Annotated in this window: 11 protein-coding genes and 1 other annotated feature; of the genes, 8 read left to right on the plus strand and 3 right to left on the minus strand. The window is 36.6% G+C overall.

What is annotated here, in order from left to right:
• The first annotated feature begins 335 nt into the window (after positions 1-335).
• The 5 genes from CDZ92_RS01735 to CDZ92_RS01755 all read left to right on the plus strand — a co-directional run bounded on the left by CDZ92_RS01735 (position 336) and on the right by CDZ92_RS01755 (position 4,162).
• The gene (locus CDZ92_RS01735) at positions 336-1,106 is read left to right on the plus strand and encodes a tRNA threonylcarbamoyladenosine dehydratase (protein WP_096153237.1); all 771 of its coding nucleotides are present in this window, start codon (positions 336-338) and stop codon (positions 1,104-1,106) included.
• A 224-nt stretch (positions 1,107-1,330) separates the two neighbouring features.
• A complete protein-coding gene (locus tag CDZ92_RS01740) occupies positions 1,331-2,107 on the plus strand; it encodes an SDR family oxidoreductase (protein WP_096153238.1) in 777 nt (258 codons plus the stop codon).
• 21 nt (positions 2,108-2,128) lie between these two features.
• A complete protein-coding gene (locus tag CDZ92_RS01745) occupies positions 2,129-2,566 on the plus strand; it encodes a hypothetical protein (RefSeq protein ID WP_096153239.1) in 438 nt (145 codons plus the stop codon).
• On the plus strand, positions 2,559-3,578 hold the full coding sequence (locus tag CDZ92_RS01750) for an alpha/beta fold hydrolase (RefSeq protein ID WP_096153240.1): 1,020 nt from the start codon (positions 2,559-2,561) through the stop codon (positions 3,576-3,578). The genes CDZ92_RS01745 and CDZ92_RS01750 overlap by 8 nt, the downstream gene beginning before the upstream one ends.
• 269 nt (positions 3,579-3,847) lie before the next feature.
• The gene (locus tag CDZ92_RS01755) at positions 3,848-4,162 is read left to right on the plus strand and encodes a hypothetical protein (RefSeq protein ID WP_096153241.1); all 315 of its coding nucleotides are present in this window, start codon (positions 3,848-3,850) and stop codon (positions 4,160-4,162) included.
• A gap of 46 nt (positions 4,163-4,208) precedes the next feature.
• Here CDZ92_RS01755 and CDZ92_RS01760 read toward each other — a convergent pair whose 3' ends face one another.
• From CDZ92_RS01760 to CDZ92_RS01770, 3 genes are all read right to left on the minus strand, one after another.
• Positions 4,209-4,889: an RsfA family transcriptional regulator gene (locus CDZ92_RS01760; RefSeq protein ID WP_096153242.1), complete on the minus strand. Its 681-nt coding sequence runs from the start codon at positions 4,887-4,889 to the stop codon at positions 4,209-4,211.
• Positions 4,890-5,125: 236 nt separating this feature from the next.
• Positions 5,126-6,814, minus strand: a complete 1,689-nt coding sequence (gene argS / locus CDZ92_RS01765) for an arginine--tRNA ligase (RefSeq protein WP_096153243.1) — start codon at positions 6,812-6,814, stop codon at positions 5,126-5,128.
• A gap of 45 nt (positions 6,815-6,859) precedes the next feature.
• Positions 6,860-7,075, minus strand: a binding site (T-box leader).
• 50 nt (positions 7,076-7,125) lie between these two features.
• Positions 7,126-8,397, minus strand: coding sequence for a replication-associated recombination protein A (locus tag CDZ92_RS01770; protein ID WP_096153244.1), 1,272 nt, complete (start codon positions 8,395-8,397; stop codon positions 7,126-7,128).
• A gap of 361 nt (positions 8,398-8,758) precedes the next feature.
• Here CDZ92_RS01770 and cymR point away from each other — a divergent pair, with 361 nt between their 5' ends.
• The 3 genes from cymR to mnmA all read left to right on the plus strand — a co-directional run bounded on the left by cymR (position 8,759) and on the right by mnmA (position 11,525).
• A complete protein-coding gene (cymR, locus tag CDZ92_RS01775; protein WP_096153245.1) occupies positions 8,759-9,175 on the plus strand; it encodes a cysteine metabolism transcriptional regulator CymR in 417 nt (138 codons plus the stop codon).
• Positions 9,176-9,250: 75 nt separating this feature from the next.
• A complete protein-coding gene (locus CDZ92_RS01780) occupies positions 9,251-10,399 on the plus strand; it encodes a cysteine desulfurase family protein (protein WP_096156876.1) in 1,149 nt (382 codons plus the stop codon).
• A 10-nt stretch (positions 10,400-10,409) separates the two neighbouring features.
• Positions 10,410-11,525: a tRNA 2-thiouridine(34) synthase MnmA gene (gene mnmA, locus CDZ92_RS01785; RefSeq protein ID WP_096156877.1), complete on the plus strand. Its 1,116-nt coding sequence runs from the start codon at positions 10,410-10,412 to the stop codon at positions 11,523-11,525.
• Positions 11,526-11,553 lie beyond the last annotated feature (28 nt).

The raw sequence follows: 11,553 nt of genomic DNA on the forward strand, positions 1-11,553 counted from the left end.
GCGGGAGACCCCACAGGCGCTTGCGCCGAGGAGGCTCCCGGCGCAACGAAATGTTTGAAGCGGCTCGTTCAGCTCCGACAAGCATAAGGTAGGGGCGAATTGAGGGTGCTTTTTACCCTCAAGGCGACAATGACTTATGACTCGAGGAGCTAGCCGCTGAAACTAGACAAGCCCGCGGAAAGCGAACCCTTGCACGGAAATCAACATTTAGTACCCTATTGTATGTTAGCTTAGTTCAAATAAAATCCTATCGACATACTTGCAATTAATCATAAGTATGATATATTCAATTTCGGGTAAACAATAAGAAGATAACGTATATTGGAGTTGAGAAGATGTTACACCAGTTTTCACGTAATGAATTAGCGATAGGACAAGAAGGATTAAATGCGCTAAAAAACAGCACAGTAGCCGTACTAGGTATCGGTGGTGTTGGTTCTTTTTCAGCCGAAGCATTAGCACGTTCTGGAGTAGGGCGCTTAATCTTAGTTGATAAAGACGACGTTGATATTACAAACGTAAATCGTCAAATACATGCATTACTTTCTACAGTTGGAAAACCGAAAGCAGATTTAATGAAGGAACGTATTGCGGATATTAATCCTGAATGTGAAGTAATTGCACTAAAAATGTTTTATACAGAAGAAACATATGAAGAGTTTTTCAGCTATAATCCTGATTTTATTGTGGATGCTTCTGATACGATATCCTATAAAATTCATTTAATGAAAGAATGTTTAAGAAGAAAAATCCAAATTATCTCAAGTATGGGTGCAGCGAACAAAATGGACCCTACTCGTTTTAAAATTGCAGATATTTCCAAAACAAACACAGATCCAATTGCAAAAGTTGTTCGCACAAAGCTTCGTAAAGAAGGAATAAAACGTGGTATAAAGGTTGTTTTTTCAGATGAAAAGCCGATTATTATTCGCGAAGATGTAAAAGAAACGGTTGGGAAAAAAGATGCTCCAATTCGAAAAGCACAAATGCCACCGTCTTCTAACGCATTCGTACCATCAGTTGCAGGACTAATCATGGCTGGCCATGTTATCAATACATTGTTAAAAGATATAAAAATCGACCGTGTTGGTGTAGATAAAAAATAAAGTAACGGATAGAAAAGCTCAACTTTTCTATCCGTTTTTTCTATGGAATTTATAAGGTTCTAAATTAAAAACTAGTATTTTACCTACTACACCCACCCAATCTACTAAAAATATGCTAGGGCGAAACCCTTATTTTACGCACAAAAAGACTAGCGTTCATCTATAATGTATGGAAGTCAATTATAGAGTTGAAAGTTACACTAGCAAGACGGGAGGGATTTACATTGGAAATGAATCAGTTATTTAATCTAGAAAACAAAACTGCCATTATTACAGGTGGTGGAAAGGGTCTCGGTGTACAAATGGCTCATGCATTAGCAGAAGCAGGAGCAAATATCGTCCTTTGCTCCCGTAATCTAGAAGTTTGCGAACGAGCTTGTGAGGAATTAAAAGGAATTGGTGTAAAAACTTTAGCTTTAAAGTGTGATATTACCAAATCAAAAGATATTGAACATGTGGTCAATGAAACAATTAGAAAGTTCGGTTCTGTTGATATTTTAATTAATAATAGTGGAACATCGTGGATTGCTCCTTTTTTAGAACTACCTGAAGAAAAATGGGACAAAGTCATGGCTGTAAACGTGAAGGGAGCGTTTTTGTTCAGTCAAGCAGTTACAAAAGAAATGATAAAACAAGGTGGAGGAAAAATTATTAACATTGCTTCCGTTACTGGATTTGGTGGAACCCCACCTAAACTTCTTGATACGATTGCCTATAACACAAGTAAAGGAGCTTTGATGACATTTACGAAAGATCTAGCTGTAAAACTAGCTCCACACCATATACAAGTTAATGCAATAGCGCCAGGTTTTTTCCCTACAAAAATGACGGAAAAAGTGTTATCGGATATGAACAAAGCAATTGTTAGGAACATTCCAGCTGGTCGATTTGGAAATGAGGAAGACTTAAAAGGAGCTGCGTTATTCTTGGCTTCAAAGGCTTCAAATTACGTGACGGGACATGTATTAGTTGTTGATGGTGGAATTACAGCATTAGTATAAAAAAGTAAAGGAGGCTTCAACATGGATCGAAATAGCTTTAGAGTTTTAAGTAAAAAAGCAGTGGAATTAGAGAAACAGTTAAACGAAGAAATAAAAAAGCATTTAAATAAACAAGGATTAGCGACAATGGCTACAGAGAACGGTGAAATGTATGCAATGCTATTGAAACAGCTACAAGATTATATGGAGATTTTATCTATCCATTTCAATCAACCGACAAAAAATGATATAGCAAATCTAGCAAAACTAGTTATTCAAACAGAAGAAAAGATAGATAATTTAGAAGAAGAAATATTAGATTTAAAAAAATCTATTAACGATTTAACAAATAGAGCAATAAAACTGCCAACCATGCAAATGGTAACAGATAAAAGAAGCAAAAGTGATGAGCATTCGCCCTTATTTTTTCCAGTAGGTGACGGCTTGTTTAGTAAGAAAAGAGGCAGTAAACATGAGTAATTTCAATAACGAAAAGCCTTTTTTTAGATTGCAACATGTGACGATGGATGGTCCAACTAAAAGAGAAGCGCTTTGGAAAAAAAACAAAGCAACGTTATGGTATTACAAATCCCCTAAAAAACAATATAAAGAACCATTATTCCTTATTTACTCATTGGTGAACCAACCTTTTATTCTTGATCTGTTGCCTGGTGCAAGCATGATTGAATCGTTTGTCAATAATGGATATGATGTTTATTTGTTAGATTTTGGTATTCCTGGATATGAAGACAAAGATATAACAGTAGATGAATATATTGTTGACTATATCCAAAATGCTGTGCGCCGTTGTCTAAGGCATGCAAGCGCAAAAGAGGTTTCCATTATTGGTTACTGTCTAGGGGGCACGTTCGCAGCAGTGTATGCAGCTATTGCGGATGAACCAATTAGAAATCTAATCCTTGATGTAACTCCGATAGACTTTAGTGAACTAAATCAATACGACCAATTGATGAAAGATTTTAGAAATGGAGATTTGCAAGTAGATGAAATTATTGATGCATATGGAATAATTCCTGCGCTTTTTATGAAGGCGGGAGTGAGAATGATAACATCGCCAGTATATTATAGTAGATATTTAGCTCTTTTGAATAAACATGAAGATGAAAAGTACGTTCAAAAGTGGCATCGTTTTAATGATTGGGCAGAAGGGCATATACCTTTTGCAGGTGCAGCTCTAAAACAGTTAATCAACGATTTCGTCCGTGAAAATAAGTTAGTAAAAGGGAAAATAAAAATAAAAGGTAGTCCTGTTCACCTCGAAAACATTACCGCAAATTTATTAGTAATATCCGCAAAAGATGACAAACTCGTACCACAATCTCAAACATATCCAATCATGAATCTAGTTTCGAGTAAAGATAAAACATACAAGCTTGTAAGTGGTGGGCATACATCCATGAGCTTTAAAGATGGTGGGCTACCAGAACCATTAGATGAATGGTTGCCGAAAAGATCCACTAGATTAAAATAGCCCTTAAACTAAAGGAGGTAGATACAACGATGTATTTTCTATATACTCATTTTGAAAAAAAGATGGACCCTCATTTAGAATATTTGGGATTCGGTCCATTTGTGTATAAAGAATTTTTTTATTATATGGCAAACTGTTAATGGTATAGGTCATGAAGAGGTGCTGTTCTCATGAACAGTACCTCTTTGTTTTTTTTTAGTCAGAAAATTTGAAACTTTCTACAACTATAAACGTATATTTTTATAAAAGCTATATGGAGGTGACAATGTTTGAAAAAATACTTATTATTTGTTGGTATTGTATTGGTAGTAGAACTAGGAATTTTATTTGGATTTTCCTTTTTCTTTGACACAAATTTATTATCAACATTGTTTTTTGGTTCTTTATTCTTTGTTTTCTTTGCCTTTTTAATGGGTTCAACTGGGGATGCTCTATCGAAAAACTCACAGGTCGCAGTTTTTGACGCCCTACTAGGGAGTTACAAACCGGAACATGAAAAAGCGACATTAACAATTGGCCCTTTTTTAGTAGGATCGATTTTATGTTTCATATGTTACTTCATTATTTACGCAATCATTGGATAATAACTATACTAAAAAGAAAAAATCCGTGGACTCATTCCACGGATTTTTACATTACTTCATTTTCGAATCCAGTTAATTTACGTGCGCGGTCCATAATTTGAACAAGCATTTGGTAGTCTTCTTGAACCGTCTCTTGTTGTTTCTCTAATTTAATAACTTTTGCTAGTAGTTCATCATGTTTCCTTTTTAGTTCTGCATTTTCGCGTTGGAGTCTCTCATTTTCCATTTTCATTGCATATTCGTTTTGATTATTTCGCTCGAATGTTGTTAAAAAGGAAATGCAATCATCGAGTGTTATATTTTGATTAGTCCTTTGTGGAACAGGAGTAAGCTCCTCTGATGCCTCCACTGTAATAGTTTCACGATCCATGTTTTGAGTTATTCCTTGATATGCTCTAGAAAATGAAACTGGTAGCAATTCCATTGCAGAAGGTGCAACAACTGTTGTAGCAAGAGCTTGTTGTTTTTCTTCTTGCTTTTTCATTTTATCAAATGCACGCTTTTTCTCTTTACGTTGTTTTTTTGCAATGGAAACAGCATGCTCGTACTTTTTTCTTACTTCAGCGTTCCAGCGAAAACCACAAGCAGCTGATGTTCTGTTAAGCTTATCTCCAACTTCATCAAATGCACCTAGCTGTGTTCCACCATCACGAATATATCGTAGGACTGTTTCTGCTAATAATAGATCTTCTTCATGTGACCATGCATCTTGTCTTACTTTTGTCATATTCTTCACTCCCCTTAAACCGACATTTTTTTACCATAGTTGCCAGGTTAGGGAGAAAATATACTTTTTTTATATAATAGGCCTCTTCTATTAAAGATTTTTTGCTGTGTTAAAGTCCGCTGTTGTTTTCCGTGCAAGGCTTCGTCTGTGGGGTCTCCCGCTCCCCGCTTCTCCCGCAGGAGTCTCCGCCTTGCACGGATAACAACAGCTAGTTCTTCCAAAATTAAAAATAAAGTTTACATTTCTTCAGGAGCTTCCATTCCTAATAGGTGTAATCCTTCTTGGAGTACGATTGTTACTGCTTTTACTAGTGCAAGTTTTGAGCTGAGTTTGGGGCCTTCTTCTAATACTTTTACATGACTGTAAAACTTATTAAATTCTTGTGAAAGCTCAAATAAGTATTTGGTAATTTGAGAAGGATCATAGTTTGCAAAACTTTTTTCAACAACTAGCGGGAATTTCATTAATAATTTAATGACGGACCAACTATATTCGTCACTAAGACCAGTAAGCTTCTCATCTGCTGTGGTTGGTGCTTTTCTTAAGATGGAAAAAGCACGAGCATTTGAATATTGCACATAAGGACCAGTGTTACCTTCAAACGTAAGCATTTCTTCTAATGAAAATTCTATATTGTTCAAGCGGTCATTTTTTAAATCATGATAAATAACGGCTCCAACCCCAACTTGTTTAGCGACTTTATTTCTTGAAGCTAAATTTGGGTTTTTCGATTCAATATTTTTCTTAGCAAGGTCAATAGCTTCTTTCAACACTTCTTCTAATAGAACTACTTTTCCTTTACGAGTAGACATCTTTTTCCCATCCTTTAAAATAAAGCCAAATGGAATATGTGTCATTTCATTGGACCAAGCAAAGCCCATTTTGCCTAATGTTTTAAATACTTGTTGAAAATGAAGGCTTTGTTCGTGCCCAACGACATACAACGCTTTAGAAAAGCCATACTCCTTTTGACGGTAAAGTGCTGCTGTTAAATCACGGGTAGCATATAATGTTGCCCCATCTGATTTCTTTATTAAACAAGGAGGAAGATTATATTCTTCAAGAGAAACAATCTCAGCACCATCGGAAGTCTCTAACAAACCTTTTTCTTTTAATAATTCAAGCGTTTCTCCCATTTTGTCATTATAAAACGCTTCTCCATTAAAACTATCAAAACGAATATTTAATAGTTTATATATTTTTTTGAATTCTTTTAAAGACTCATCATGGAACCATTTCCAAAGAGAAAGTGCTTCTTCGTTACCGTCCTCTAATTTCTTAAACCAACTTCTTGCTTCGTCTTCTAATTGTTTATTTCCTAGAGCTTCTTCATGGAATTTCACATATAAACTTAGTAACTCTTTAATTGGATTACTTCTAACTTGCTGTTCATTTCCCCATAATTGATAGGCCACAATCAATTTTCCAAACTGAGTGCCCCAGTCGCCTAAGTGATTTATTCTTACTGTTTTAAAACCACATTTCTCGGCTAAATTGGCCAGTGCATTTCCAATTACAGTTGAACGTAAGTGCCCCATTGAAAATGGTTTTGCTATATTCGGAGAGGAGAGGTCGATCGTAATCGTTTCGCTGTTTCCGAATGTTAAGGAACCGTAAGTATTTCCTTCTGTAAGGACACTATCCAAAACCCCAATACTTACTAATTCTTTTTTTAGATATACATTTACATATGGACCTTCAGCGACTACTTTTTCAAATACATCATGTTTTATTTTGTCAGCCAATTCTTTTGCAATGACAACTGGAGATTTTCTTAATGTTTTTGATAAAATAAAAGCTGGGAAAGCCAGGTCCCCAAGGTGTGCGTATTTTGGGTGTTCGATGAGTTTTTCTATTTCTACTAATGATAAGGTATCTTTTACTTGTTCATGGATGACTTTTGCATACAGTTTACTATAGTCCATTGTTTTTCCTCCTTTTTAAATAAAACAAAAAAATCCCGCCTCTGAAAAAGAGACGAGATTTACCCGCGGTACCACTCTGTTTGTTTCAAAAAGATTGAAACCTACTTTCGTTGTTAACGGGGGCGTTCCCCGGCAAGCTCTACTATCGGTTCGAGTTGCTTCTCAGAAGTGCGGTTCATCTTAGCGTAAACTATTAGGCTCCCACCATCCCTAACTCGCTTTAAATATCTGCTAGACTACTCTCTTCCTCATTGATCACATATAATTTTAGCTATTATAATCAAAAAAATGGAAAGTTACAATAGGTATGTTTATTTCTTTTTCAATTCTTCTAATTTTTCGTAAATAGCATGGAAGCTCTTTTCTTGACCTGATTGTTTTGGCACATAGTATTTCTTTGCTTTCAATAAGTCAGGTAAATATTGCTGCTTTACCCAGCCACCTTCAAAATCATGAGGGTATTGATACTCTACACCTCGACCTAAATCTTTCGCTCCTTTATAATGAGCATCTTTTAAATGTAAAGGGATTTCTCCAACATGTCCTGAACGAATATCTGCTAGAGCTTGATCTAACGCTTTGTAGGCAGAGTTTGATTTTGGAGACAAACATAATTCAACTACTGCATTTGCTAAAGGTATTCTTGCTTCTGGAAAACCAACACGTTCCGCTGATTCAATGGCAGCCAATGTTCGTGAACCAGCTTGCGGACTTGCCAAACCAATGTCTTCATACGCGATAATAAGAAGCCTTCGCCCAATACTAGTTAAGTCGCCAGCTTCAATTAGTCTTGCTAAGTAATGAATGGCTGCATCCACATCGCTTCCGCGGATCGACTTTTGAAATGCAGACAATACATCGTAATGACCGTCACCATCTTTATCATGGTAAAAGCTTTTCTTTTGCAAACATTCTTCCACAATATTCAACGTGATTTCTGCTTCACTCTTGTCATTTGTAGTAGAAATCACCGCAAGTTCCAACGCATTTAATGCCGACCTGACGTCTCCTCCGCATGCGGTAGCTAAATGGTTTAGCGCATCATCCGTGATGATAACGTTATACTCACCAAGCCCTCTGGAGGTATCTTTCAAAGCTCTATATAAAACTTCCTTAATTTGATTAGGAAAAAGAGGCTTTAATTCGAATATTTGACATCTGCTTCGAATGGCTGGGTTAATGGCATGATAAGGATTACTAGTAGTTGCCCCGATTAACGTAACTAATCCGCTCTCTAAATGAGGAAGCAAAAAGTCTTGTTTTCCTTTATCAAGTCTATGAACTTCATCCAAAATCAGTATGATTCCACCAGACATTTTTGCTTCTTGTACAACTATCTCCATATCTTTCTTATTATGAACAACAGCATTTAATGTTCGAAAAGCGTAATTCGTACTGCCTGCAATCGCTGTGGCTATTGAAGTTTTCCCTATACCTGGAGGGCCATATAATATCATGGATGATAAATGTTTTGCTTTTACCATTCGATGAATGATTTTTCCTTCTCCAACAAGATGGTCTTGTCCAACAATTTCCTCTATCGTCTTCGGTCGCATCTGAAATGCTAACGGTTTTTTACTCATGCTTTTCACCTGCTTAATCTTTCTTTTCGTGTAAGCAAAATCTTTGACGTCGATTGATAAACTATTTAAACTAACGTAATTATAATCTACCATACAAACCTTCATTGTTTGAAATGAAATACACTTTTAAATATGCTATAATAGCGTAGGTTTAATGAACGGATAAGTTTCATCATGTATGTTTACTATAGCGAAAAACAAATTACAAATAGTCACACGTTTGTTTATCTAACACGAAATGCGAACATACAACATTTTGAGGATACTAAAAACGTTTTTCATTAAACGATAAGCATGAATGATAAAGACCTAATAAAATATATATAATGATTGCAATAGGAAGAATAAGGGGTGCAGGATTATGAAGATTTCAACTAAAGGTAGATATGGATTAACGATTATGATTGAATTAGCTAAAAATGTTGGGGAAGGGCCATTGTCTTTAAAGTCAATTGCTCAAACACATGACCTATCTGAGCACTATTTAGAGCAATTAATCGCGCCTCTTCGAAATGCGGGACTTGTAAAAAGTATTCGCGGTGCATATGGTGGATATATTTTAGCTGATGAGCCAAGCAAAATTACAGCTGGAGATATTATTCGAGTATTAGAAGGGCCAATTAGTCCTGTTGAAGTTTTAGATGACGAAGAGCCAGCAAAGCGCGAACTTTGGATACGTATTCGCGACGCTGTAAAAGAAGTGTTAGACAACACAACACTAGAAGATCTAGCTAATCACTCAGGCGGAGACCAAGAAGCATACATGTTCTACATCTAAGATAAAAAGTAGTTGCTTATGCACAAGATTAACCAACTAACAACTAATCACTAACCACTAAAAAGGAGGATTTTGCTGATGCCAATTTATTTAGATCATGCTGCTACTTCTCCTATGCATCCAGCTGTGGTGGAAGCGATGATTCCTGTAATGAAAGAAGCATTCGGAAATCCTTCCAGCATCCATTCATTCGGTCGACGAAGCCGTCATTTAGTAGATGAAGCAAGACTTGCAGCTGCTACAGCAATAGGAGCAAAAGAAACAGAAATTATTTTTACGAGCGGTGGTACAGAAGCAGACAACTTGGCCATTATTGGAGTAGCCCGCGCAAACAAACATAAGGGTAACCATATCATCACAACTCAAGTGGAGCACCATGCAGTGCTTCATACGTGTGAACGATTAGAAAAAGATGGTTTCGATGTAACGTATTTACCAGTAGATGAGACTGGTAGAATTTCTATAAATGATCTTGAAACTGCACTAACTGCTGACACGATTTTAGTCACGGTAATGTTCGGGAATAATGAAGTAGGAACAATACAGCCAATTCAAGAGATTGGTACATTACTAAAAGAACACCAAGCCTATTTCCATACAGATGCTGTACAAGCATTTGGATTAGAACGAATAAATGTCCAAGAACTTGGAATTGACTTTTTATCTATGTCAGGACATAAAATAAATGGTCCAAAAGGTATCGGCCTTCTTTATGCCAAAACTGGTGCAAACTTTCATTCTCTAACTTTTGGAGGAGAGCAAGAGCGCAAACGTCGTGCAGGTACAGAGAGTGTGCCAAGCATTGTTGGATTGCAAACAGCAATTGAAATGTCGATAGAAGAGTCTAACTCAAAACGGGACCTTTATAAAAAATTCAAGCTGCTGATGCAAAGAATTTGGGAAGAAGAAGGCGTTGAATTTTCTATAAATGGGAACGGTGCCCATACATTACCACACGTAATGAACGTTTACTTCCCCGGAACGAATGTTGAATCGTTTCTAGTAAATATGGATATGGCTGGCCTTTCTGTTTCAAGCGGCTCTGCTTGTACAGCGGGTTCTATCGATCCATCACATGTACTTGTTGCGATGTTTGGAATAGATTCCGATAAAATTGCCTCTTCCATACGATTTAGTTTTGGACTTGGTAATACCGAGGAACAAATAGAAAAAGCAGCGAGAGAAACAGCAAAGATAGTGAAAAGATTAGCAAGAAAGAAATGAGATGAAGAAAATGAAGAAAGAAAATAAAGATATACGCGTTGTTATTGGTATGTCAGGTGGAGTAGATTCATCCGTAGCAGCTCTTCTTTTAAAAGAACAAGGGTACGAAGTTATCGGTATTTTCATGAAAAACTGGGACGACACAGATGAAAATGGCGTTTGTACTGCAACTGAAGATTACAACGATGTTATTCGTGTATGTAATCAAATTGGTATCCCATATTATGCAGTCAACTTTGAAAAACAATATTGGGACAAAGTGTTTCAATATTTCTTAGATGAGTATAAAGCAGGAAGAACACCAAATCCTGACGTTATGTGTAACAAAGAAATTAAGTTTAAAGCATTTTTAGAACACGCAATGGAACTTGGTGCAGACTATTTAGCAACAGGTCATTACGCACAAGTTGAATTCCGTGATGGTGAATATAAAATGCTAAGAGGTTTAGATGAAAATAAAGATCAAACGTATTTCTTAAACCAACTAGGACAAGAACAACTATCGAAAGTTATGTTCCCAATCGGCAATATTGAAAAGAAGCGCGTTCGTGAAATTGCAAAAGAAGCAGGTCTTGCTACAGCAACTAAAAAAGATAGCACAGGCATTTGCTTTATCGGAGAGCGTAATTTCAAAGAGTTTTTAAGTGGCTACCTTCCAGCACAACCAGGCGACATGGTTACGATGGATGGAGAAGTAAAAGGAAAACATGACGGTTTAATGTACTACACAATTGGCCAACGTCAAGGACTTGGTATTGGTGGAAGTGGTGAACCATGGTTTGTTGTTGGAAAAGACTTAAAGAAGAACGTGCTGTATGTTGGTCAAGGTTTTGAAAATGAACTACTTTATTCCGATTCAATCATCGGTGTAGAAATGAGTTGGGTATCAGATAACAAACCTGAAGGAGAATTTGCTTGTACAGCAAAGTTTCGCTATCGCCAACAAGATAACCCTGTGCGTGTAACAGCTATTGGAGATGGAAAAGTGAAAGTAGTGTTCGACGAACCTATCCGCGCCATTACACCAGGACAAGCAGTAGTATTCTATAAAGGCGACGAATGCCTAGGCGGCGGCACCATCGACCAAGTATTCAAAAACAACGAGAAATTAACGTATTTAGGTTAAACAACAAGAGCTTGGGCAAACGTTCCTA

The sequence above is a fragment of the Bacillus sp. FJAT-45066 genome, from assembly GCF_002335755.1.
GTDB classification, from domain to species: domain Bacteria; phylum Bacillota; class Bacilli; order Bacillales; family Bacillaceae_I; genus Bacillus_CD; species Bacillus_CD alkalisoli.

Coding starts and splice junctions, on each gene's coding strand:
- CDZ92_RS01735 (WP_096153237.1), top strand. CDS start 336: ATGTTACACCAGTTTTCACGTAATGAATTAGCGATAGGACAAGAAGGA.
- CDZ92_RS01745 (WP_096153239.1), top strand. CDS start 2,129: ATGGATCGAAATAGCTTTAGAGTTTTAAGTAAAAAAGCAGTGGAATTA.
- CDZ92_RS01750 (WP_096153240.1), top strand. CDS start 2,559: ATGAGTAATTTCAATAACGAAAAGCCTTTTTTTAGATTGCAACATGTG.
- CDZ92_RS01760 (WP_096153242.1), bottom strand. CDS start 4,889: ATGACAAAAGTAAGACAAGATGCATGGTCACATGAAGAAGATCTATTA.
- argS (WP_096153243.1), bottom strand. CDS start 6,814: ATGGACTATAGTAAACTGTATGCAAAAGTCATCCATGAACAAGTAAAA.
- CDZ92_RS01770 (WP_096153244.1), bottom strand. CDS start 8,397: ATGAGTAAAAAACCGTTAGCATTTCAGATGCGACCGAAGACGATAGAG.
- cymR (WP_096153245.1), top strand. CDS start 8,759: ATGAAGATTTCAACTAAAGGTAGATATGGATTAACGATTATGATTGAA.
- mnmA (WP_096156877.1), top strand. CDS start 10,410: ATGAAGAAAGAAAATAAAGATATACGCGTTGTTATTGGTATGTCAGGT.